Annotated in this window: 17 protein-coding genes and 1 pseudogene; 11 read left to right on the top strand and 7 right to left on the bottom strand. The window is 69.8% G+C overall.

Translation table 11 applies throughout. From position 1 onward, the window contains the following. The first annotated feature begins 3 nt into the window (after nucleotides 1–3). The 6 genes from ppsA to AB4Y91_RS13600 all read left to right on the top strand — a co-directional run bounded on the left by ppsA (nucleotide 4) and on the right by AB4Y91_RS13600 (nucleotide 10,893). Entirely contained in the window at nucleotides 4–2,406 is a 2,403-nt protein-coding gene (gene ppsA, locus AB4Y91_RS13625) for a phosphoenolpyruvate synthase (RefSeq protein ID WP_441418982.1), read from the top strand. 186 nt (nucleotides 2,407–2,592) lie between these two features. Beyond that, a complete protein-coding gene (locus AB4Y91_RS13620; protein WP_441418981.1) occupies nucleotides 2,593–3,243 on the top strand; it encodes a hypothetical protein in 651 nt (216 codons plus the stop codon). Nucleotides 3,244–3,465: 222 nt separating this feature from the next. Then, nucleotides 3,466–4,143, top strand: coding sequence for a YcnI family copper-binding membrane protein (locus AB4Y91_RS13615; RefSeq protein ID WP_441419059.1), 678 nt, complete (start codon nucleotides 3,466–3,468; stop codon nucleotides 4,141–4,143). Nucleotides 4,144–4,246: 103 nt separating this feature from the next. Then, nucleotides 4,247–4,909: a DUF4232 domain-containing protein gene (locus tag AB4Y91_RS13610; RefSeq protein ID WP_441418980.1), complete on the top strand. Its 663-nt coding sequence runs from the start codon at nucleotides 4,247–4,249 to the stop codon at nucleotides 4,907–4,909. Nucleotides 4,910–5,003: 94 nt separating this feature from the next. Then, complete coding sequence (locus AB4Y91_RS13605; protein ID WP_441418979.1) at nucleotides 5,004–10,064, top strand: Lhr family ATP-dependent helicase; 5,061 nt, start codon at nucleotides 5,004–5,006, stop codon at nucleotides 10,062–10,064. Then, nucleotides 10,057–10,893 (top strand): DNA-formamidopyrimidine glycosylase family protein, encoded by an 837-nt coding sequence (locus AB4Y91_RS13600; RefSeq protein WP_441418978.1) that lies wholly within the window; start codon nucleotides 10,057–10,059, stop codon nucleotides 10,891–10,893. The genes AB4Y91_RS13605 and AB4Y91_RS13600 overlap by 8 nt, the downstream gene beginning before the upstream one ends. Before the next feature lie 43 nt (nucleotides 10,894–10,936). Here AB4Y91_RS13600 and yczE read toward each other — a convergent pair whose 3' ends face one another. After that, a complete protein-coding gene (gene yczE, locus AB4Y91_RS13595; protein ID WP_441418977.1) occupies nucleotides 10,937–11,617 on the bottom strand; it encodes a membrane protein YczE in 681 nt (226 codons plus the stop codon). 61 nt (nucleotides 11,618–11,678) lie between these two features. Between yczE and yczR the strand changes: the two genes are divergently transcribed. Beyond that, on the top strand, nucleotides 11,679–13,199 hold the full coding sequence (gene yczR, locus AB4Y91_RS13590) for a MocR-like transcription factor YczR (RefSeq protein WP_441418976.1): 1,521 nt from the start codon (nucleotides 11,679–11,681) through the stop codon (nucleotides 13,197–13,199). A gap of 105 nt (nucleotides 13,200–13,304) precedes the next feature. Here yczR and AB4Y91_RS13585 read toward each other — a convergent pair whose 3' ends face one another. Continuing rightward, on the bottom strand, nucleotides 13,305–13,997 hold the full coding sequence (locus AB4Y91_RS13585) for an SRPBCC family protein (RefSeq protein ID WP_441418975.1): 693 nt from the start codon (nucleotides 13,995–13,997) through the stop codon (nucleotides 13,305–13,307). After that, the gene (locus tag AB4Y91_RS13580) at nucleotides 13,990–14,682 is read right to left on the bottom strand and encodes an ArsR/SmtB family transcription factor (RefSeq protein ID WP_441418974.1); all 693 of its coding nucleotides are present in this window, start codon (nucleotides 14,680–14,682) and stop codon (nucleotides 13,990–13,992) included. Before AB4Y91_RS13580 ends, AB4Y91_RS13585 begins: the two co-directional genes overlap by 8 nt. Before the next feature lie 198 nt (nucleotides 14,683–14,880). On the opposite strand from AB4Y91_RS13580, the gene AB4Y91_RS13575 reads away from it, so the two are divergent. Further along, nucleotides 14,881–15,816 carry an RluA family pseudouridine synthase gene (locus AB4Y91_RS13575; protein WP_441419058.1) on the top strand — a complete coding sequence of 312 codons (936 nt, stop codon included), beginning with the start codon at nucleotides 14,881–14,883 and terminating at the stop codon, nucleotides 15,814–15,816. Nucleotides 15,817–15,859: 43 nt separating this feature from the next. Beyond that, on the top strand, nucleotides 15,860–16,504 hold the full coding sequence (locus AB4Y91_RS13570) for a DedA family protein (protein WP_441418973.1): 645 nt from the start codon (nucleotides 15,860–15,862) through the stop codon (nucleotides 16,502–16,504). Nucleotides 16,505–16,553: 49 nt separating this feature from the next. On the opposite strand, the gene AB4Y91_RS13565 is transcribed toward AB4Y91_RS13570, so the two are convergent. From AB4Y91_RS13565 to AB4Y91_RS13555, 3 genes and pseudogenes are all read right to left on the bottom strand, one after another. Further along, entirely contained in the window at nucleotides 16,554–16,859 is a 306-nt protein-coding gene (locus AB4Y91_RS13565; RefSeq protein ID WP_441418972.1) for a hypothetical protein, read from the bottom strand. A 42-nt stretch (nucleotides 16,860–16,901) separates the two neighbouring features. Continuing rightward, nucleotides 16,902–18,377, bottom strand: a pseudogene (locus tag AB4Y91_RS13560) (phosphoenolpyruvate carboxylase); the annotation flags it as partial. 237 nt (nucleotides 18,378–18,614) lie between these two features. Next, entirely contained in the window at nucleotides 18,615–19,295 is a 681-nt protein-coding gene (locus AB4Y91_RS13555; protein WP_441418971.1) for an NADPH-dependent F420 reductase, read from the bottom strand. Between the two features lie 208 nt (nucleotides 19,296–19,503). Between AB4Y91_RS13555 and AB4Y91_RS13550 the strand changes: the two genes are divergently transcribed. Both AB4Y91_RS13550 and AB4Y91_RS13545 read left to right on the top strand, forming a co-directional pair. Continuing rightward, the gene (locus AB4Y91_RS13550) at nucleotides 19,504–20,139 is read left to right on the top strand and encodes a TetR/AcrR family transcriptional regulator (protein ID WP_441418970.1); all 636 of its coding nucleotides are present in this window, start codon (nucleotides 19,504–19,506) and stop codon (nucleotides 20,137–20,139) included. 79 nt (nucleotides 20,140–20,218) lie between these two features. After that, complete coding sequence (locus AB4Y91_RS13545; protein WP_441418969.1) at nucleotides 20,219–21,046, top strand: DUF1684 domain-containing protein; 828 nt, start codon at nucleotides 20,219–20,221, stop codon at nucleotides 21,044–21,046. Nucleotides 21,047–21,060: 14 nt separating this feature from the next. Here the strand turns inward: AB4Y91_RS13545 and AB4Y91_RS13540 are convergent, their stop codons facing one another. Beyond that, entirely contained in the window at nucleotides 21,061–22,194 is a 1,134-nt protein-coding gene (locus AB4Y91_RS13540) for an acyl-CoA dehydrogenase family protein (protein ID WP_441419057.1), read from the bottom strand. Nucleotides 22,195–22,260: the final 66 nt, after the last annotated feature.

Genomic DNA, 22,260 nt, shown 5'->3' with positions numbered 1-22,260 from the left:
ACCATGACGACGGACATCCTGTGGTTCTCAGAACTCGGACTCAAGGACCTGGACAGGGTAGGCGGCAAGAACGCCTCCCTCGGCGAGATGGTGCAGAACCTCACCTCTGCCGGCGTCCAGGTTCCTGACGGCTTCGCCACGACAGCGGACGCCTACCGCAGCTTCCTGGCCGACTCCGGCCTGGACCAGAAGATTGCCGATCGGCTGGTGGGCCTGGATACCGACGACGTGACGGCCCTGGCCGCAGCGGGCCAGGAGATCCGCACCCTGATGCGCGAGACGCCCTTCCTGCCGCACTTCGAAGCGCAGATCCGCGATTCCTACCAGAAACTGGTGGACAAGCACGGCGGCTCCGAGGACCTCTCGTGGGCTGTCCGCTCCAGCGCGACGGCCGAGGACCTTCCTGACGCCTCCTTCGCCGGGCAGCAGGAAACCTTCCTGAACGTTCGCGGCATCGAGAACATCCTGGCCGCCATCAAGGACGTTTTCGCATCCCTCTACAACGACCGGGCCATCGCCTACCGCGTGCACCACAAGTTCGAGCACGCCGAGGTGGCACTCTCCGCAGGCGTCCAGCGCATGGTCCGCTCCGACGTCGGCGCATCCGGCGTCATGTTCACCATGGACACCGAATCCGGCTTCAAGGACGCCGTCTTCGTCACCTCCTCCTACGGCCTCGGCGAGGCCGTAGTCCAGGGCGCCGTCAACCCGGACGAGTTCTACGTCTACAAGCCCGCCCTGGCGGCAGGCCGCCCGGCCATCCTCAAGCGCGGACTCGGCGAAAAAGCGCTCCAGATGACGTACACCAGCAACCGCGAAATCGGCCACACCATCGACTTCGTCCCGGTCGAGGCGTCCCTGCGGAACCGCTTCAGCCTGACCGACGACGACGTCGAGCAGCTCGCCCGGCACGCCGTCGCCATCGAAAACCATTACGGACGCCCGATGGACATCGAATGGGGCAAGGACGGGCTCGACGGCGGCCTGTACATCCTGCAGGCGCGCCCGGAAACCGTGCAGTCCCGCAGGGCCTCCGGCAGCCTGAGCCGCTTCCGCCTGAACGACTCCGGCCGGGTCCTGGTGGAGGGCCGCGCCATCGGCCAGCGGATCGGCGCCGGCAGCGTCCGGATCCTCACCGCGATCGACCAGATGGCCGCGTTCAAAACCGGCGACGTCCTGGTCGCGGACATGACCGACCCGGACTGGGAACCGATCATGAAGCGCGCCTCCGCGATCGTGACCAACCGTGGCGGACGCACCTGCCACGCGGCCATCATCGCCCGCGAGCTGGGGATTCCCGCCGTCGTCGGCACCGGGGACGCCACCGACGTCCTCTCCGACGGCCTCGATGTGACGGTCTCATGCGCCGACGGCGAGACCGGCCTGATCTACGAAGGGATCCTGGACTTCAGCGTCGAGGAAACCGAAATCACCCAGCTGCCCGAGGCGCCGGTGAAGGTCATGATGAACGTCGGCACCCCCGAGCAGGCCTTTACGTTCGCCCAGCTCCCCAACCACGGCGTGGGCTTGGCCCGGCTGGAATTCATCATCAACCGGCAGATCGGCATCCACCCGAAGGCGCTGCTGAACATGGACGATCAGCCCGCGGACGTGCTCGCCGAGATCCGGGAACGCATTGCCGCCTATGACAGTCCGCGCGATTACTACATCAAGCGCCTGGCCGAGGGCGTGGCAACCATCGCCGCTGCCTTCGCGCCGGAGCCGGTGATTGTGCGGATGTCCGACTTCAAGTCCAACGAGTACGCCAACCTGCTCGGCGGGCCCGCTTACGAGCCGCACGAAGAGAACCCGATGATCGGCTTCCGTGGCGCTTCGCGGTACCTGGAACCATCATTCCGGGACTGCTTCGACCTGGAGTGCGAGGCCCTGTCCTTCGTGCGGAACGAGATGGGCCTGACCAACGTCAAGCTGATGATCCCGTTCGTGCGCACCCTGGACGAAGCCAGCGGCGTCATCGACCTGCTCGCGGAAAACGGGCTGCGCCGCGGCGAAAACGGCCTCGAGGTGATCATGATGTGCGAGCTTCCGTCCAACGCGCTGCTCGCGGACGAGTTCCTGGACTACTTCGACGGCTTCTCCATCGGCTCCAATGACATGACGCAGCTGACGCTGGGCCTGGACCGGGATTCCTCGATCGTCGCCGGCAGCTTCGACGAGCGCAACCCTGCCGTCAAGAAGCTCCTGAGCATGGCCATCAAGGCGTGCAAGGCGCGCGGCAAATACGTGGGCATCTGCGGGCAGGGCCCGAGCGACCACCCGGACTTCGCCGAATGGCTGGTCGAGGAAGGCATCGACTCCGTGTCGCTGAACCCCGACACCGTGGTGGAAACCCGGATCCGGCTCGCCGGGGCCGCAGAAGCGTCGGCAGCCGCCGTCGGCAACTGAGTCCCGCCGCACCCGCCGGAAGTCATGACAACGACACCCCGGTCCCCGGACCGGGGTGTCCGCTTCGTAGCAGACAGTCCTTTTTCGTAGCCCTGTAGAAATCGCCGCTAGAATCAAGGGACAACCCGCTGCCGACAGGACGCCCGCGGGAGCAACCATGACCGCCGCCGGTGAAGGGAGTGTTCCATGCGCACCGCCGCCAGAGCACCCTTCCACGCGTTGCGCTCGGCCATCGTCGCCACGACGATCGTGACGCTCGCCGCCGCAGCGCACGTTGTCGCCGGAGGCCAGCTTCCCGCCCCCGCCATCCTGTTCGCCTTCCTGGCCCTCACCGGACTGGTTTCCACCACGGCCACCAGGCTGAAGCTCAACCTGCCCGCGATGACCGGCCTGCTCGGCGCGGGGCAGGTGGTGCTGCACGAGGCTTTCGCCGCGTTCAGCACGCCGGCCGGCTGGACAGGGTCAGGGCCCTTATCCGGCACCGTAACCGGCGGAATTGCCGCGCCGGCGCACCACGCCGGCCTGGGCACGATTCCGGTCCCGGCGGACCACCTCCGGCTCCACGAGCTGGACTCCGCCTTGGCCCTGTCCATGCTCGCCGGCCACGCCCTGGCAACCGTTGCCTGCGCTCTGCTCCTGGCCAAGGGCGAGGATGCGCTCTGGTCCCTCGCGGCGTGGCTCCGCCCGCTCGTCCAGCTCCCGGTGGCGGTATTGCCGCATCCGGCCCTCACGCGCGTGCTGCCGCGCCGGTCCGTCGGCGCTGTCCCGCTGCCGTGGCGCAACCTCCGGCGCGATTGCCGCCGCGGGCCGCCCGCCGTCGTCGTCTTTTCCTCCTAACTTTCCTTCCGGCTGCGGCCGTTCCTGCCCCGCAAAGTCTCCGTGCCCCGGCACGGCGGGCAGCTGCCCCGCGCCTCCCCCGTTTCCGCGCGCCGCATTGAGTGCCGCACTGAGTGCCGCGCGCACGCCTGAAAGGCACCTGCTTTGACCACCACTCAGCGACACACCGCCCTCCGCCGCACCCTCTCCGGCACCGCAACCGCCGGAGCCACCGCCGCCCTGATGCTCGCCGGCATCAGCGGCGCCTCGGCCCACGTCGGCGTCTCCCCGGACAAGACCACGGCTAACTCCTATGCCCTGCTGACCTTCGCCATCCCGCACGGCTGCGCGGAATCCGCCACCACCAAGGTGGCCATCACCCTGCCGCCGGAGCTCGACGACGCCCAGCCCACCGTGAACCCCAACTGGACGGCGGCCAAGGTCACCGAAAAGCTGGCGGCGCCGAAGAAGCTGGCCGACGGCTCCTCGATCACCAAGCGCACCAGCCAGATCGTCTACACCGCCAAGGCGCCGCTGAGCCCGGAGCTCCGCGACGCGCTGGTGCTGTCGGTGAAGCTGCCGGATGCTGCCGGAAAGACCCTCTATTTCCCGACCCTGCAGAGCTGCGAAGTCGGCCGGGTGGACTGGTCGCAGGTCCCGGCACCGGGCCAGGACGCCCATGCGCTGAAATCCCCGGCGCCGTCGCTGACGGTGACGGCGCCGGCAGCCGCCACGGAGGCGGACGGGCATGGCGCACACGGCGCCGAGCCGGCGGGGTCCTCCCCCGCGGCCCGCGCGTCCGCGACAAACGACGACGGCGGCCAGGCCAGAAGCTGGGCGGGCCTCGTCGCCGGCGTCGGTGGCCTGGTCCTGGGCGGCATCGCCCTGCTCCGCAGCCGCAAGCCAGCACCCGCGAAGTAACGCACCCCCGGTTGATGCCCGGAAATCACAATCCGGGCATCAATCCGGGCCCTTCGTCGTGGCGTCGTTGACTAAGGCAACCGTGGAACATCAAAGTTGTGCCATGAGGCCTCAGCAGATGAAGAACAAACTGGTAATTACTTCCGTGACGGCGGCCGCCGCGGTTGCGCTGCTGCTCAGCGGCTGCGGCCAAAGCCAGCCCCAAAGCCAGTCCCAGGGCGCCACGACCGCCACGTCGCCGTCGGCCTCCGCCAGCGAGACGGCTTCCGCCAGCCCTGCCACGACGGCGTCCGGCGGAACTGCTACGGCATCGACCGCAACTGCCACCACATCCACCGCGACCGGTCCTGCCCTCTGCAAGGCCGCCAACCTCAAGGGGTCCCTCGACGCCCGGGGCGGGGGCGCGGCCGGAAGCGTCTATATGCAGCTGATCCTGAAGAACTCCGGCGCTGAGCCGTGCCTGTTGAAGGGCTTCGCCGGAGTATCGCTCACCGCCGGCGCCAGCGGCGCCCCCATCGGTGCCGCGGCGACACGCGACGACTCGGCGCCCGTTGCCGACGTGCTGCTCGCCCCGGGCAAGTCCGGAAAAGCCACCCTGCGCTACACGCAGGCCGGCAACTACCCCAGCTGCACCCACACCCCGGCTGCGGGCTTCCGGGTGTACCCGCCGGAAGACACGGCGTCGCTGTTCATCGCCGCACCCAAGGACGCCTGCCGCGAGTCGGCGATCAAGCTCCTGACCGTCTCGGCCTTCACCGCGATGTAGCGTCCGCCCCAGGGCACCGCCGGACCCCACCAACGGACCCCACCGCCAAATCGCGCAGCAAAATAGTGTCGGTGCCTTAAGGCATGATGGAGGAATGAAGGGGCAGGAGCTCGCCGGCGGCACACTTGCGGCCGAGGCCATGGACCGGTTCAGCCGGCCGACCCGGGAGTGGTTCCTGGGCGCTTTCTCCGCGCCCACGCCGGCGCAGAACGGCGCCTGGAATGCCATTTCCTCAGGAGCGCACGCCCTGGTGGTGGCGCCGACCGGCTCCGGCAAGACCCTTGCGGCGTTCCTCTGGGCACTGGACCGGCTGCTGGTCTCCGCACCGCCGGCCCCCGAGGAACTTCCCGGACTGCCCGGGCTGGATGCCGCGGCCGCCAAGGGGCGGCGGAAGGCTCCGAAGCGGAAGACCCGTGTGCTGTATATTTCCCCGCTCAAGGCGCTGGGCGTCGACGTCGAACGCAACCTGCGCGCGCCGCTGATCGGCATTACCCAGACCGCCAAGCGCCTCGGCCTGCCCGCGCCGCTGATCACGGTGGGGGTCCGCTCCGGGGACACGACGGCGGCGGACCGACGCTCGCTGCTCAGCCACCCGCCGGACATCCTGATCACCACCCCCGAGTCCCTCTTCCTGATGCTCACCTCCAAGGCGCGCGAGACCCTTGACGAGGTGGACACCATCATCGTGGATGAGGTCCACGCCGTGGCCGGCACCAAGCGCGGCGCGCACCTGGCCGTCTCGCTGGAACGCCTCGACGCGCTGCTGCCCAAACCGGCCCAGCGGATCGGGCTCTCCGCGACGGTGGAACCGAAGGAACTCGTGGCGCAGTTCCTGGCGGGCTCCGCACCGGTCGAGATCGTCGCGCCGCCGTCCAAGAAGACCTGGGACCTGACCGTCTCCGTCCCGGTCGAGGACATGTCCGATCTCCAGGGCGCCGCCGGGGCCTTCGACTCGGGGCCGGCGTCCGGGCTGCAGCCGCACGCGTCGATCTGGCCGCACGTCGAGGAGAAGATCGTGGACCTGGTGCTGGCCAACCAGTCCACCATCGTGTTCGCGAACTCCCGCCGGCTCGCGGAACGGCTCACCGCCCGGCTCAACGAGATCTACGCCGAGCGCCAACTGATGGCCGAAGGCGGCGGCTGGGACGAGGCAGCCGCCGGTGCGGCGGGGCCGGACGGTTCGCTGCCCGCCTCGACCGCGACGCCGGCGCACATGATGGCCCAGGCCGGCAGCACCGCGGGCGCCGACCCGGTCCTGGCCCGGGCACACCACGGGTCCGTGTCGAAGGACCAGCGCGCCACGATTGAAGACGACCTGAAATCCGGCCGGCTGCGCTGCGTCGTGGCCACCTCCTCGCTGGAACTCGGCATCGACATGGGCGCGGTGGACCTCGTGGTGCAGGTCGAGTCGCCGCCCTCGGTGGCCAGCGGGCTGCAGCGGGTGGGCCGGGCCGGCCACCAGGTCGGCGAGATCTCCCAGGGAGTGCTCTTCCCCAAGCATCGGGCGGACCTTGTCCACACGGCCATCACCGTGGAACGCATGCTGGACGGCAAGATCGAACGGCTCTACGTCCCGGCCAACCCGCTGGACATCCTCGCCCAGCAGACCGTTGCCGCGACCGCGCTCGGCGCGATCGACGTCGAGGAGTGGTTCGCCACCGTCCGCCGCTCCGCACCTTTCGCCTCGCTCCCGCGCTCCGCGTTCGAGGCCACGCTGGACCTGCTGGCCGGGCGCTATCCGTCCGACGAATTCGCCGAACTGCGGCCCAGGATTGTCTGGGACCGCAACGCCGGCACCATCGAAGGACGCCCCGGCTCGCAGCGGCTGGCCGTGACCTCCGGCGGCACCATCCCGGACCGCGGCATGTTCGGGGTGTACATCATCGGCACGGAGGTGGAGGGCACCGGCTCCCCCGGCCGCACCGGCGACGGCAAGGCCGCGGGCCAGGCATCCACGGCCAAGGGCGGCCGCCGGGTGGGTGAACTCGATGAAGAAATGGTCTACGAATCCCGCGTTGGCGACATTTTTGCCCTCGGCGCCACCAGCTGGAAGATCGAGGACATCACGCACGACCGCGTCCTTGTCTCCCCCGCCTTCGGCCAGCCGGGCAAGTTGCCGTTCTGGCGGGGCGACTCGCTCGGCCGGCCGGTGGACCTGGGCCGGGCCCTCGGCGCGTTCATGCGCGAACTTTCGGCGTCCGACGTCGGCCCGGCCACCGAGCGCTGCAAGGCCACCGGCCTGGACGACTTCGCCGCCAACAACCTGATCCAGTACCTCGCCGAGCAGAAGCTCGCCACCGAGGTGGTCCCCAGCGACACGACCCTCGTGGTCGAGCGCTTCCACGACGAGCTCGGCGACTGGCGGGTGGTGCTGCACAGCCCCTTCGGCATGCCGGTGCACGCGCCGTGGGCCCTCGCCGTGGGCCAGCGGCTGCAACAGCGCTACGGGATGGACGGCTCAGCGATGGCCGCCGACGACGGCATCGTGCTGCGGGTGCCGATGACGGAGGACGAACCGCCCGGCGCCGAACTGTTCCTCTTCGAGCCCGAGGAGCTGGAACAGATTGTCACCGCAGAGGTCGGCGGCAGCGCTCTGTTTGCCTCCCGTTTCCGGGAGTGCGCCGCCCGCGCCCTGTTGCTGCCCCGGCAGACCCCCGGAAAGCGGCAGCCGCTCTGGCAGCAGCGGCAACGCTCGGCCCAGCTGCTGGACGTCGCCCGGAAGTACCCGACCTTCCCGATCGTGCTCGAAACCGTGCGCGAATGCCTGCAGGACGTCTACGACCTTCCGGCCCTGAAGGACATTGCCGCCTCGATCGAGCGGCGCGAACTGCGGATCCTGCAGACCACCACGCAGCAGCCCTCGCCGTTCGCGAAGTCCCTGCTCTTCGGCTACGTGGCGCAGTTCCTCTACGAGGGCGATTCGCCGCTGGCCGAGCGCCGGGCCGCCGCCCTGGCGCTGGATTCCACCCTGCTCAACGAACTGCTGGGCCGGGTGGAGCTGCGCGAACTGCTCGACGCGAAGGTCATCGAGGCCACCGAGCTTGAACTCCAGCGCCTCGCGCCGGACCGCCGAATGCGCGGGCTGGAGGGCGTGGCCGACCTGCTCCGGCTGCTGGGCCCGCTCACCCCCGACGAAGTCGCCGCCCGGCTGGAGGCCGAGATCCAGCCCGCCGCAACCAAGGCCGCGTCCGGAACGGAGCTTGCCGACGCTGCAGCAGGAGAGGGCGCCGTCGACGGCGTGCCCGATGCGGGGCCGGAGCCCGCCAAAATCGCGGCCGGCAGCCCCGAGGCCGCGGCGCACCTGGCCGCGCTACAGCGGGCCAACCGTGCGATCAAGGTCAACATCGGCGGCGCCGAGCGGTTCGCCGCTGTCGAGGACGCCGCCAGACTACGCGATGCCCTCGGCGTTCCATTGCCGATGGGCGTGCCGCTGGCGTTCATCGAACCCGTCGCGGACCCGTTGGGCGACCTCGTTTCGCGGTACGCCCGGACTCACGGGCCCTTTACCGCCGCCGAGGCCGCCGCCCGGCTGGGACTCGGCGTCGCCGTCGTCGGCACGGCGCTCAAGCGGCTGGCCGCGGATGGGCGCGCCGTCGAGGGCGAGTTCCGGCCCCACGTCACGGCACCGGAAAGCGGGTCAGCCGGGGAGCCGGCGGACGCGCCTGCCCCGGCTGCCCCGCCGGCTCCGGCGACCGTTGTGCCTTCGGCAAGCGCCAGCGAATGGTGCGACGCCGAGGTGCTCCGCAAGCTCCGCCGCCGCTCCCTGGCCGCGCTGCGCGCCGAGGTCGAGCCCGTGGATATGTCCGCCTACGGGCGGTTCCTCCCGGCCTGGCAAAACGTACGGACACCCGGCACCCGGGGGCAGTCGGCGCTGCGCGGGCTGGACGGCATCATCACCGCCATCGACCAGCTCTCCGGCGTGCCGATTCCGGCTTCCGCCTGGGAACCCCTGGTCCTGGCCAGCCGCGTCTCCAACTACCAGCCGGCCATGCTCGACGAGCTCATGGCCGCCGGCGAGGTCCTCTGGTCCGGAGCCGGCTCACTGCCCGGCAACGACGGCTGGGTAAGCCTGCACCTGGCCGATTCCGCCGAATTGACCCTGAACCCGGCCCTGGACTTCGAACCCGGCGACGCGCAGCAGCGGCTCCTGGACCACCTGCGGAACAACGGCGGCGGTTACTTCTTCCGGCAGCTAACCGACATTGCCGGCGGGATGGATTCGGTACTCAGCGACCAGGACGTCGTGTCCGCACTCTGGGATTTGGCCTGGGCGGGCCGGATCACCGGCGATACGTTCGCTCCGGTCCGGGCGCTGATCGCGGGCGGGCACACCGCGCACCGGCAGGTCGGGCGCGCCCCGCGGGCCCGTGCGCCCAGGCTCAGCCGGCTGGGACGCGCCCACGGGACCGGCCTGCTCGGATCGCCGGGCCTTACCGGCGGCCGTTACGGCTCCGTCAGCGGCGCCGCCCCCACGCCTCCCCTGGCTGCGGGGCGCTGGTCCGCACTCCCGGCCCCCGAACTCGACGCCACCATCCACGCCCGCGCCACCGCCGAACTCCTGCTCGACCGGTACGGCGTGGTCACCCGCGGATCGGTCATGGCGGAGAACATCCTGGGCGGCTTCGGCCTGATGTACAAGGTGCTGGCCCGGCTCGAGGAAGCCGGGCGCTGCCGCCGCGGCTACTTCATTGAGCACCTCGGCGCAGCCCAGTTCGCCGTGCCGGCCACCGTGGACCGGCTGCGCTCCTACGTCGAGGACGCCCAGCTGAACAAGACCGAGCCGGTCGCCCTGGCACTCGCCGCCACGGACCCCGCGAACCCGTACGGGGCCGCGCTGCCGTGGCCGGCCGTGAATGAGGAGGCAGGCACCGGCCACCGGCCGGGCCGGAAGGCAGGTGCCCTGGTGGTGCTGGTCGACGGAGCCCTGGTCCTCTACGTCGAACGCGGCGGGAAGACCCTGCTGGCGTTCAGCACCGACGCCGAAGTTCTGGCCGCCGCCGGCGCAGCCCTCGTGGGTGTCGTGACCCGGGGCGCCGTCGACAAGCTCATCATGGAAAAGGTCAACGGCCACGGCATCCTGGACACCCCCGTTGCCGCCGCCCTGGCCCAAGCCGGCGCCTACTCCACCCCGAAGGGACTGAGGATCCGTGCCTGAGGGCGATTCCGTTTTCCGCGCTGCGGCGCAGCTGCACGCCGCGCTGGCCGGCAAGGAGTTGCTGGCGTCCGATTTCCGGGTGCCGCGCTTCGCCACGCTGAAGCTGGGCGGCTGGACCGTCCAGGAGGTCGTCCCCCGCGGCAAGCACCTGCTGATGCGCGTGACGGGACCGGCCCCGAAGGACCGGCTCACTATCCACTCACACTTGAAGATGGAGGGGAACTGGCAGGTCTATCCCCCCGGCGGGCGCTGGCGCAAGCCCGGTTTCACCGCCCGCTGTGTGCTCCGCACGGCGTCGGCGGACGCCGTCGGATTTTCGCTCGGGCTGCTGGAGGTCATCCCGACGGCGGAGGAGGCCAGCGTCGTGGGCCACCTCGGACCGGATCTGCTCGGCCCGGACTGGGACATGGCGGAAGCCGAACGCCGCCTGCTCGCGGCACCCGAGGTGCCGATCGGCGTCGCGCTCCTGGACCAGCGCAATCTGGCCGGCATCGGCAACATCTACCGCTGCGAGGCGTGTTTCCTGTCCGGCGTCCACCCGGCGTCGCCGGTCTCGGCGGTCCCGGACCTGGCGGCGATGATCACCGACGCGAAGGTCCTGCTGACAGCCAACCTCGGCCCGGGCCGCCGCGTCACGGTGCTCAACGCTCGCGGCGTTCCGGTCGGCCGGACGGCGGGGCGGCCGGGCTACTGGGTGTACCGGCGGGAGCACCAGCCCTGCCTCAAATGCGGCACCCCCATCCGGCGCGGCGTCCTGGCCAAGGCCACCGGCACCGAGGAACGGGACATCTACTTCTGCCCCAGCTGCCAGCCCCTGCTCGGAGCCTGACGCGGCCGGCCGGGTGCGCGGCCGCCAGGCTCCGTCGGTGGATCTAGGTGGCCGGTGTCGAGGCCCCGGCCACGGCCGCTTCCGCTGCGGGCTGGTCGTCCGCAGCGGGCAGGACCTCTCCGGGGGACTTCAGCTCGGCGGACTTCAGCTCGGGGACGGTGAAGCGCGGCAGCAGGAGCTGGACCAGGGGTCCGATGGCCAGCGCATAGAGCACGGTCCCCACGCCGACCGAGCCGCCCAGCAGCCAGCCGGCGCCCAGCACCACCACCTCGATGCCGGTCCGCGCGCCCCGCACCGGCCAGCCGGTGCGCCGTGCAAGTCCGGTCATCAGGCCGTCCCGCGCTCCGGGCCCCAGGCGGGCACCGATGTACAGGGCGGAGGCCACGCCGTTGAGCAGCACCGCCCCGATCAGGAGCGCGACCTGGCCACCCAGGTGCGAGAACTTGGGGATCAGCGCCAGCCCGAGGTCGGCGAAGACCCCCACCAGCACGGCGTTGCTGACGGTGCCGACCCCGGGCCACTGCCGGAGCGGGATCCAGAGCAGCAGGACCAGGAAACTGACGATGATCACCACGGTGCCAAGACTCAGCCCGGTCCTGCCGGCGAGTCCCTGGTGGAAGACGTCCCACGGCGCCGTGCCCAGGCTGGCGCGGATGACCATGGCGAGCGAAACGCCGTACAGGGCTAGGCCGATCAGGAGCTGGAGGAGTCTGCGCGTCATCATGGCCACCATCCTGCCGGAAAACTGGCCTTGTAATCCATAGCCAGTTTGGAATACTGGCTTTATGTCCGGCTCCCTGAATCCGAGTTCCCTCACCCGCCTGCTGGGTAAGTGGAACGTCGGCGCCTCGCCCGCCTACCGCGAGCTGGCCGACGTCGTCCGCCTGCTCATCCTCGACGGCCGGCTCCCGCTGGATGTGGCACTGCCCAGCGAGCGGTCGCTGGCAGCCACCCTCGGCATCAGCCGCACCACCGTGACCGCGGCCTACGCCCTGCTGCGCGAGCAGGGCTTCCTCAGCAGCGGCCAGGGCAGCCGGAGCCGGAGCTGCATCCCGAGCCACGGCCCGGCCCATCCCGGCGGGAACGACGGCGGCCTGCGGCTCAGCGGCGCCCCCGGGCTGGCGGTTCCCGACGGGATCCTCGACCTGGCCTACGCCTCGCTGCCAGCCAGCGGCGAAGTGGTGCACCGGGCGTTTGCCGCCGCACTGACGGAGCTGCCGGCGCTGCTGCCCGGCTTCGGGTACGACGCGCTCGGCGTGGGTCCGCTCCGGGAGGCGATTGCGGCCCGCTACACGGCGGCCGGGGTGCCCACCACCGCCGGGCAGATCCTGGTCACCTCCGGCGCGCAGCACGCCCTGAACATCGTGCTCCGGACCCTCGCCGGGCGGTCCGGGAAGGTGCTCGTGGAACATCCGAGCTACCCGAATGCCCTCGACGCGATCCGGGCCGCGGGCTGCCGCCCGGTGACGGTGGCCATGCCCGCGGCCCACGGCGGCGGCGCCCACACGGAGCACGCCCGCGCCGGGGGCCAGGCAGGCTGGGACCTGGAGGCGATGGAATCGGCGCTGCTGCAGCAGCGGCCGTCGATGGCCTACGTGGTGCCGGACTTCCACAACCCCACCGGCCGGCTCATGCCCGACGCCCAGCGGCGCCGCCTGGTAGCGGCCGCCGTGGCGTCAGGCACCGTGCTGGTGGCAGACGAGACGCTGCGGGAGCTGAACCTCGACGGCGCCAGCTCCACTCCGATGGCCGCGTTCGGGCCGGCGGTGGTGTCCCTGGGATCGCTCAGCAAGTCGCACTGGGCGGGGCTGCGCACCGGCTGGATCCGTGCCAGCGAGCCCCTGATCCAGCGCTTCGCCGCGGCGCGGACCACACTGGACCTGGGCGGTCCAGTGGTGGAGCAGCTCGCCGCGGCGCACCTGGTCAATGACCTGGCCGAGCCGCTGCCCGCCCGGCTCGCCGCGCTGCGCGGAAACCGGGATTGCCTGCTGGACCTGATCCGCGGGCATCTTCCGGACTGGGAGCCGGAGCGGCCCGTTGGCGGATTGTCGGTCTGGTGCCGTCTTCCCGCGCCCGTCAGTACCGCTCTGGCGGTGCTCGCCCCGGACTTCGGCATCCGCCTCGCGGCGGGACCCAGGTTCGGCGTCGGCGGCGCCTTCGAGTACTACCTGCGGCTGCCGTTCACCCTGCCGCCGGAGCAGCTCGAGTCAGCGGTGCTGGCCCTGCGCGCGGCCCAGGACCGGCTGGACCGCTCCCCGCAGCTGCGCCGGAACCTCCCCGCCCAGCCCGCCGCGGCCATCGCCTGACCCGGCCCCCGGCCCGTTTCGACGGTTCCCTGCCGATCCGGGGCTTGGAAACATCGAGCGGGCACGGAACCGTCGAAACGGCGAGTGGGGCTTGGTTGCGCAGACCTAGGCATAGACCTTCGCCAGGAATCCGGCCCAGGCGTTCGACGTCGCCCCGGTGTCCCCGCTGCCGCTGAAGTCGTGCACGGTCATGCCCACCGGCGCCCCGAAGTTGTTGCGGCCGAAGAAGCGGTACATCGCGTCGGCGGTCCGCAGGCCGAGGAAGTTTTCGTTGGCAAAGTCCACTTCGCCGGCCAGGTGCCCGACGCCGTCGACGTCCAGCTCCACCCCGTCGCCGGGGGCCGACCCGGCGACGCCGAGGGCCTTCTTGAGCCGGTCGAAGCCGTCCGGGACCTGGGACGCGGCCGGCGCCTGGATGTCCGTGAAGACGACGGGCCGGCCGTTGAAGTGCTGCAGGTACTGGCCCAGAGTGTGGAGGTAGAAGGCCGTGTGTTTGCTGGCGCCGTCGTACTGCTCATCCCAGTTGTCTGCAAAAATGCCGCTGTGGACGTAGTGGAGCCGCGCCCGGCCGCCGTCTAGCGGTTCCAGCACGTGCTCCAGCTGGTTGAACCAGCCGTCCTGGCCGTCCATCCGGGTGACCAGATGCGAGGGGTACTCGTCCACGGTACGCACCGCGGGCCACTGGTCCGTGGGGAACATCCAGGCGGGGGTGTCCTTGGTGACGGCCTCCCATACCTGTTCGGGCGTGCCGGGCAGTTCGGTGTCGTAAACGATCTCGAATTCGCGCTTGTCAGTCATTGTCCTGCTCCTTGGCTTGGGTGGTTGTGTCTTTCGGGGTTGCGTGGGTTGTTGTGCGTGCCGTCGCCTTCAGCGAGGGATGGAGTGCGACGACGAGCCGGTGCCTGCGTCCGGCCGGTCGGGCTGCCGGGGACTCTGGCGAGCCGTCCGCCGGGACACCGCTGCCGCCGTCGTGATACTTGTCCACGAGCCGGGTCACCGCGACGCCGAGCTCTTCGGCGAAGGCCGCCCGGTCGGCCGCGGACCGGAAAGTGACCTCGCCGTCGATCGCGAAGGTGGCGATTTTTTGCCTGGCCGCGGTGGCCCCGGCGATCAGCTGGCCCATTTCCTGGACCATGCGGGCCGCGAGCGCCAGCAGCCAGAACGCAGAGAAGCGGTCCGAGAACCGGTGCGGGTCCGGGGCCACGGAGGCAAGCGCCGCCGGCGAAATCAGGTACGACGCCGCCGTCGCCCGCAGGATGCGTTCGGTGACGTTGCCGCGCCTGCGCTCCTCGATGAGTTCGACCAGACCATGCCGCTCGAGGGCTTTCAGGTGGTAATTCACTTTCTGCCGCGGCAGGCCCACTTTCGCGGCCAGCTGTGTTGCCGATCCCGGCTCGGCCAGCTCGCGCAGGATGCGGGTCCGGATCGGATCCAAGGATGCCTCCGCCGCGGCCGGGTCTTCGATCACTTCGATATCCAACATGCTCCAAGTCTGATTACCGACAGTTTTATTTGTCAAGAACTTTTTTGTCGTCGGCCCCGTCTCGACGGTTCCCTGCCGATGCGGCGCTTGGAAACATCGAGCGGGCACGGAACCGTCGAAACGGCGGGCGGGGCTTAGGCGGGCGGGGCACGGCGGGCAAGCGGGGCGGCGGGGCGGGCAAAGTAGAATGGACCGGTGATGCAATCCCCCCTGCCCGTGCGTGACGGCGTGAACGCGACCCGCCTGCGGCTGCCGGACGAGGGGCCGTGGGACACCGCCATGGACTACATGATGCACCGCTGGGGGCACATCGACCCGCAGGGCATCGAGGACCGTTTCGACGCCGGCGAGATCGTGGGCGAGGCCGGCGTACCGCTGGACCGCACCACCCCGCTGCAGCGCCACACCTTCATCTGGTACTACCGTTCACTGCCGCCCGAGACCCGCATCCCGGTGGAACTGAACATCCTGCACCAGGACGAGCACCTCCTGGTCGTGGACAAGCCGCACTTTCTGCCCACCACCCCGGGCGGCACCTACATCCAGGAGTCGGCCCTGGTGCGCCTGCGGAACCAGCTGCGGCTGCCGGACCTGATCCCGATGCACCGACTGGACCGCATGACGGCCGGCATCCTGCTGCTCTCCACCAACCCCGAGACCCGCGGGAAATACCAGGTGCTCTTCGAGAAGCGCCAGGTTCAGAAGGAATACGAGTGCGTGTCCGCCGCGGAGCCCGCCCCGGGGCACCCCGCCGTCGACTTCCCGGTAGTCGTGCGCAACAGGATGACCAAGTCCCGCAGCTACCTGCTCGCCGAGGTCATCGAGGGCGTGCCCAACGCCGAGACCCGGATCGAACGGTTGCGCACCTTTGACGCACCCGACGACGCCGCCCCGCGCCGTGCGCTCTACCGGCTGGAGCCGCACTCGGGGAAGACGCACCAACTCCGCGTGCACATGGCGTCGCTGGGACTCGGGATTGTGAACGACGCGTTCTATCCCGAGCTGCTGGACAAGGCGCCGGACGACTACGCCAAACCGCTCCAGCTCCTGGCCCGCGGCATCCGCTTCGTGGACCCCATCTCGGGCAGCCCGGTGGAGTACCGCAGCCGGCTCGAACTTTCCGAAGCCCACTAGCACCAACCACTGATCCCCGCCGGATATGCGGTAACTTGTGCCCATGGACCTGGCCAATGCGGACACCTGGGGAGCCGCGATCTATTTCTGGATCATCCCCGTGGTCCTCGGCGACGCCATCTTCCCGCCGGTCCCCTCCGAGATGGTGGTCATCACCGCCGGAGCCCTGTCTGCCGACGGCCGGGCCAACGTTTTCCTGGTGGCAATTCTCGCCGCCCTGGCCTCCTGGCTGGGGGACATCATGGTCTTCCAGCTCTTCAAGCGCCGCCTCAGCCACGTGCTGGACCGGTGGAGCTGGGGCCGCAGGTTCCACAGCGGCGTGCACCTGGCCATCGCTCGGGCCGGACGATCGTCGACCTACGGGGCCATCATCGGCATCCGCTTCATCCCGGGCGGCCGGCTTGCCACCACGGCCGCGGCGGGGATCGCCAACGTGTCCACCCGCGGTTTCAGTTTCTGCGCGGCGCTAGGCGGCAGCCTGTGGGCGGTCTGGTCGGTGGGCCTGGGGTACATCACAGGTTCGGCCACCAAGCTGCCGTTCTGGGCGAGCTCGCTGATCGGGGTGGGCCTTGGGCTGGTGATCGGCGCCGTCGTCGGGGTGGTCGTCACCCGCCGCCGCGGCAACCGCTCCCCCGTGGTGCAACCCGGCTCCCCCGAGGCGGACCCCGACGCGGAGCTGGACTTCTAGACCGGCACTTCCGCTCCGGCCCAGGCCCGCGCGGCTGGGCCCCGCGCGGCTACACCGGCGCCCAGCGTCCCCTGTTGCGCCGCAGCACGGTCAGGTTCCCGGTCACCGCAACGCGTTCGACGGCGTCGCGCATCATGGCGGCCGACTCCAGCGCCTGGCTGTTCTCCGCGGCGTAGGCCGTGGCGTCCACCAGGAAGCGGAGGTTCAGCTGCGGGACCCCGCCGGCGAGTTCCAGCTGGTTGGCCTCCACGTGGTGCCGCGTCCCGAGCGCCTCCACGGCAGCCGCCATCACGGCTTCCGGCGGGGTGCCCGGCTTGAGTCCGGTGATTTTGAGTCTGGTCTGGAACGACGGCATGGAACAACCCTAGCCGGACGCGCCCCGGAGCCGGGGCGCGGACTACCCGGTGTTGCGCAGGCCCGCCGCGACGCCGTTGACGGTGATCAGCATGGCCCGCTGGAGGCGTTCGTCGATCTCGGAGTTGGGCATGCCCTCCCCTGCCGCGGCCTCGGCGCGGACGCGGCGCAGCAGCTCCACCTGCAGGTAACTGATCGGGTCCAGATACTGGTCCCGGATCTCGAGCGAGCGCTTGAGCGTGGGCTGCGCGTCGAGCAGCAGGTCCTCCCCCGTCAGGTTCTGGATCTCGGCCACGGTCAGCTCGTATTCGGCGCGGATGGCGTGGAACAGGTGGTGCAGCTCGGCCGGCACCAGGGTCGAAACGTAGTAGCCGGCAATGTCCATGTCCGTCTTGGCGAGCGTCATTTCGACGTTGGAGAGCACCGAGCGGAAGAAGTGCCAGCCGTCCATCATCTCCACGAGCTGGGCCGAGTTGCCTGCCTCGCGCGCAGCCTTAAGTCCGGAGCCGACGCCGAACCAGCCCGGCACGATCTGCCGCGACTGGGTCCAGCCAAACACCCACGGAATGGCCCGCAGCCCCTCGAGGCCCGCACCGGAATCGGGGCGCTTGGACGGGCGGGAGCCGATGTTCAGCGAGCCCAGCTGCTCCACCGGCGTGGAGGCCATGAAGTAGGCCGGCAGGTCCGGATTGTCGATCAGGGTCCGGTAGCGGGCGAATGCCGCATCGGAGATGGTCTCCATGACGTGGCCGTAACGCTCGCGCTGGTCCTCCGAGGTGCGCGGGGTACGGTGCAGCGCCGATCCCTGCAGCACCGCGGCGAGGGAGAGCTCCAGGTTCTCGCGCGCGAGCTCGGGCAGCGAGTACTTGTCCGAGATGACCTCGCCCTGCTCGGTGAACTTGATCTCGCCTTCGAGCACGCCGTTGGGCTGGGCCATGATCGCGTCGTAGGTCGGGCCGCCGCCGCGGCCCACCGAGCCGCCGCGGCCGTGGAAGAGCCGCACCCGGACGCCGTGCTTGGCCGCGACGTCGCGCAGCTTGCGCTGTGTCTTGTGGATTTCCCACTGGCTCGTCATCACGCCGGATTCCTTATTGGAGTCCGAGTAGCCGAGCATAATTTCCTGCACGTCGCCACGCAGCCGGACCAGCTCGCGGTAGGACGCATCCGAGAGCAGCGCGTCCACGATCTCGGCCGAGGCGCGCAGCTCCTCCACGGTTTCCAGCAGCGGGGCAAAGCCGATCTTGGCATAGGGCGCCTCGCCGAAAAGGTTCACCAGCCCGGCCTCGCGGGCCAGCACGGCCGCGGCCAGGACGTCATCCGCGCCGCGGGTCATGGAAATGATGTACGTCTCGATCACGTCCGGGCCGTAGGTGCGCAGGGCGCGGCGGATCTCACGGAAGACGTCGTACGTGCCGTCCGCGACGCCGTCGAGCTTAATCGGGTGGCCGGAGAGCGGGCGGCGGGAGGCAAGCTCGGAGCCGAGCACTTCGAGCCGTTCGGCGCGGCTCAGTTCGGGAAACAATCTTTCGAGGGTTCGACTTGGCTCGTACACTGCGCTGGATACTGTGAGCCGGGTTACTTGTACCCATGGGATGTTACCCGGCTCACGCTCACGCGGGGAATCCGTCTCAGATAGTGTCGGGACCCTTGACGACGGCCGCTGCACCCAACTAACTCGCAGTTGTTGCCGTTTTCAGCGCTCAAAACGGCAACAACTGCGAGCCAGTTCGGCTGGACCCGGCGGGGCCCGGCGGTTTTAGCGGGCGATCTTGAAGTTGAAGTCCGCGTTTCCGAAGGCACCCCAGAGCCGCAGCCAGATCGGCAGGAGCATTTCCGTCCCGCGGGCCGTCGTGATGTCGCCCAGGTCGATGATGTCGCGGTGGCCCAGGTCCGCCAGCAGCCCCGCCACCACCGTCTTGGCGTCCGCGTCGTTGCCGGAGACGAACACCGAGTGGTCACCGCCGGCCACGCTGGCCGGGTCAACCATGATCCCGGCGTTCATCGTGTTGAGCGTCTTGACTACCCGCGCGTCCGGGAAGGCGCGCTGGATCTGCTCGCCGAGGCTGTCGGTGTTCACCGGGTTCAGCGACGGCGGGAAGCCCTGGGAGAAGTCGAGCGGGTTGGCGATGTCGACGATGACCTTGCCCGCCAGGTTGGCGGCGCCGGCGGCGGCCAGCGCATCGAGGGAACCGGTGCCGTTGGTGGCGTTGACAACGATCTCGCTGCCGGCGGCGGCCTCGGCGAAGGTGGTCAGGGAAATTTCGCCGTGCTCCGCGTGCCACTGGGCAAACGGGACGCCGCCCATCGGTCCCGCCTCGGTCCGGGCCAGCGTGGCCTGCGGATCGCGGGTTCCGATGACGACGTCGTGGCCGAGCTTTGCCAGGGCGCCTGCGACGGCGGGACCGACCGTGCCGGTGCCGAATACTGCAATTTTCATGGGGACCTCATTCGGTAGGACATTTTCGGATCATTGAGGGTAGACAAGTCCGTCTACCGCTGGGCGAGACGCTACCAGACAGAACTGTCTACGGCAAGCGTCCCGTCGGCGGACTGTGACCTGGGAGCGGCCTCGGCTGGCTCCGCCGGCCGCCCGTCAGACGGCCCCGGACCGCGCCCGGACAGACTGGTCTGTGTACCATGAAGTTATGACGCCGACAGCAGCCACCGCACCAACCGCCGTCGGGCCGCGCAGTGTCCGGACGCCGGCAGGGCAGGCCAAGGACAAGATCCTGGCGACGGCCTTCCGGCTCTTCTACGCGCAGGGACTCCGGGCGGCCGGCATCGACACGATCATCGCCGAATCCGGCGTCGCGAAGGCCACCTTCTACAAGTACTTCCCGGCCAAGGATGACCTGATCCTGGCCTATCTGGAACAGGTTGACGGGGTCTGGACCGGGCAGCTGCACGCCGCCGCCGAAGCCGCCGGGCCGGACGCCGCGGATCAACTCGTGGGCCTGTTCGACGCACTCTCCACCGCCTGCCGCCGGGACGGCTACCGCGGCTGCGCCTTCATCAACGCCGCGGCCGAGTCGGCCTCCGGCACCCGGGTGCATGAACGGACGGTCGCCCACAAACAGCACATCCTGGCGTGGATTCGGGACCTGGCGGAGCAGGCCGGCGCCCAGGATCCGGACGGGTTGGCCCGCAGCCTGACCCTCGTCCTCGACGGCGGCCTGGCCAGCGGTGTGCTCGACGCCGACCCCGCCGCTGCCGCCGCCGCCCGCACCACCGCGGCCCAACTGGTTGCGGCCGCCCTGACCAACCCGCCCACCCCCAACTGACAGACAGTTGTTGCCGTTTTGAGCCCTCAGAACGACAACAACTGCGAGCTAGTTGGGCTGATACCCGCAGAGGTGCCCTTTGACCGCCGCCCCGTCCCCCACTGACGCACAACTCGCCCGCTGGCAGCGCTTCCGCAAGAACCGCAACGAGGCCCTCGCCAGTGACTACGGCTGGCTCACCCTGACCTCCTTCCAGTGGCTGCCGGAGAGCCCGGCCGCCGTCGAACTCGTCCCCGGCCTCTGGTCCACGGACGGGACGACGGCGTTCCTTACCGCAGCCGCGGCCGACGGGCTGACCCTGGTGGAGACCGGCGAGCCCGTGGACGGGACCATCAGCGCGGCGCTTAGCAATGAAGAGTCGCTGCTGTGGGTCCAGTTCGGCGGAACGGACGGCCGGCAGGTCAGGGTGGAGCTCGCCATGCGGGCCAACAGATACGCGCTGCGCACCCGGGATTCGAAGTCGCCGGTGTTCACCGGGTTCGACGGCGTACCCACCTTTGATTACCGGCCGGACCTGGTCATCGAGGCGCGGTTTACGCCCTATCCCGAGCCGGTGGACGTGCCCATCGGGACCGCCAACCCGCTGGTGGACGGCGTGCACCGTTCCGTCGGCGAGCTCGTGTTCCGGCTCCCCGGCCAGGAGCATGAGTGCCACCTGCAGGCCGAGGAGGAGAAACTCGGCGCCCTCACCGTCACGTTCCACGACGAGACCAATGGAGACACGACGGACGAATGGCGCAAGGTCTCCACGGCCCGGCCGCGGCCGGACAACACCGTGATCCTGGACTTCAACCGGGCCATCAACTACCCCAGCGCCTTCACCCCGTACGGCACCTGCCCCATGCCGGTGAAGAACAACAGCCTGGACTACCGGATCGAGGCCGGCGAAAAGCAGCCCTTCGCCTAGCAGGGCCCGGCTGGCTAGACGATCGCGGACACCCCGGTCACGGCGCGGCCCACGATCAGGGTGTTGATCTCGTACGAGCCCTCATAGGTATAGATCGCCTCGGCATCGGCGAAGATCTTCGCCATCCGGTAGTCGGTGACGATCCCGTTGCCGCCCAGCAGGGACCGGCCCATCGCCACGCTTTCGCGCATCCGGGCGCTCACATAGGACTTCGCCAGCGCCACCTGGGGCATGTCGGCCGCGCCCGCATCCTGCAGCTGGGCAATCCGGACCATCATGCCCATGCTGGCCACCGCGTTCCCGAGCATGGTCACCAGCTGCTGCTGGACCAGCTGGAACTTGGCCAGCGGCCGCCCGAACTGGCGGCGTTCGACGGCGTACTGCCGGGCGACGTCGAACGCGGCAAGCTGTTGCCCCACGCCCTGCCAGGCGACCATGATCCGCGAACCCCGCAGCAGCTCGTTGGTGTCCTCGAAACTGTTGATCCCGGCGAACCGGTCGGCCTCGGCCACCTGCACGTCGGTGAACACGATGTCGGCGTTCTGCACGGTCCGCAGCGCGATCTTGTTTTCGATCCTGCTCCGGCGCACGCCGGGCAGCGTGGCGTCGACAATGAAGCCGCGGATGCCGCCGTCGGCCTCGTCGCGGGCCCAGACCAGCATGTAGTCGCAGAACGTCCCGTTGCCGATCCAGCGCTTGGCACCGTTGAGCACCCAGTGGTCGCCGCTGTCCCCGCCGGACACGCGCCGCGCTGTGGTCTCCATCCCGCCGGCCACGTCGGAGCCGTGGTCCGGCTCGGTCAGTGCGAAGGCCCCGGTGGTGCGCAGATCGGCCGCGTCCTTCAGCAGCCGGGCCTTCTGCTCCTCGGAACCAAAGCCGTAGAGCGACTCCACGAACAGGTCATGGTGGACCAGGAAGAAGGTCGCCAGCGAGGTGTCCACCCGGGTCATCTCGGCGATGACCAGGCCGGCGAACAGGTTGCTGTAGCCGCGCTGGGCCGGTGCGCTGAGCTCCAGCGCCGCCAGCTTGGGCAGGATATGCGCCGGGAACTCGGCGTCGTTCCACCACTGGGTGGCGAACGGCGCCACCTCGCGGGCCAGGAACTCCCGGAGTTCGGCCAGTTTCGCCTGTTCGGCAGCGCTCAGCATCGACTCAAAGTCAAAGAAATCGGCAGTCGGCAGCCCGGACACTGCCGGGTCCGCGGCAGCGGAAGT

The sequence above is a fragment of the Arthrobacter sp. YAF16 genome (assembly GCF_052113385.1).
GTDB lineage: Bacteria > Actinomycetota > Actinomycetes > Actinomycetales > Micrococcaceae > Arthrobacter.
The sequence above is the reverse complement of the archived record's forward strand: the minus strand, read 5'-3'. Positions and strand labels throughout refer to the sequence as shown.

What these genes read in the sequence shown, in the direction of transcription:
- ppsA (WP_441418982.1), top strand. Translation starts at nt 4, where the DNA reads ATGACGACGGACATCCTGTGGTTCTCAGAACTCGGACTCAAGGACCTG.
- AB4Y91_RS13620 (WP_441418981.1), top strand. Translation starts at nt 2,593, where the DNA reads ATGCGCACCGCCGCCAGAGCACCCTTCCACGCGTTGCGCTCGGCCATC.
- AB4Y91_RS13615 (WP_441419059.1), top strand. Translation starts at nt 3,466, where the DNA reads ATGCTCGCCGGCATCAGCGGCGCCTCGGCCCACGTCGGCGTCTCCCCG.
- AB4Y91_RS13610 (WP_441418980.1), top strand. Translation starts at nt 4,247, where the DNA reads ATGAGGCCTCAGCAGATGAAGAACAAACTGGTAATTACTTCCGTGACG.
- AB4Y91_RS13605 (WP_441418979.1), top strand. Translation starts at nt 5,004, where the DNA reads ATGAAGGGGCAGGAGCTCGCCGGCGGCACACTTGCGGCCGAGGCCATG.
- yczE (WP_441418977.1), bottom strand. Translation starts at nt 11,617, where the DNA reads ATGATGACGCGCAGACTCCTCCAGCTCCTGATCGGCCTAGCCCTGTAC.
- yczR (WP_441418976.1), top strand. Translation starts at nt 11,679, where the DNA reads ATGTCCGGCTCCCTGAATCCGAGTTCCCTCACCCGCCTGCTGGGTAAG.
- AB4Y91_RS13585 (WP_441418975.1), bottom strand. Translation starts at nt 13,997, where the DNA reads ATGACTGACAAGCGCGAATTCGAGATCGTTTACGACACCGAACTGCCC.
- AB4Y91_RS13580 (WP_441418974.1), bottom strand. Translation starts at nt 14,682, where the DNA reads ATGTTGGATATCGAAGTGATCGAAGACCCGGCCGCGGCGGAGGCATCC.
- AB4Y91_RS13575 (WP_441419058.1), top strand. Translation starts at nt 14,881, where the DNA reads ATGCAATCCCCCCTGCCCGTGCGTGACGGCGTGAACGCGACCCGCCTG.
- AB4Y91_RS13570 (WP_441418973.1), top strand. Translation starts at nt 15,860, where the DNA reads ATGGACCTGGCCAATGCGGACACCTGGGGAGCCGCGATCTATTTCTGG.
- AB4Y91_RS13565 (WP_441418972.1), bottom strand. Translation starts at nt 16,859, where the DNA reads ATGCCGTCGTTCCAGACCAGACTCAAAATCACCGGACTCAAGCCGGGC.
- AB4Y91_RS13555 (WP_441418971.1), bottom strand. Translation starts at nt 19,295, where the DNA reads ATGAAAATTGCAGTATTCGGCACCGGCACGGTCGGTCCCGCCGTCGCA.
- AB4Y91_RS13550 (WP_441418970.1), top strand. Translation starts at nt 19,504, where the DNA reads ATGACGCCGACAGCAGCCACCGCACCAACCGCCGTCGGGCCGCGCAGT.
- AB4Y91_RS13540 (WP_441419057.1), bottom strand. Translation starts at nt 22,194, where the DNA reads ATGCTGAGCGCTGCCGAACAGGCGAAACTGGCCGAACTCCGGGAGTTC.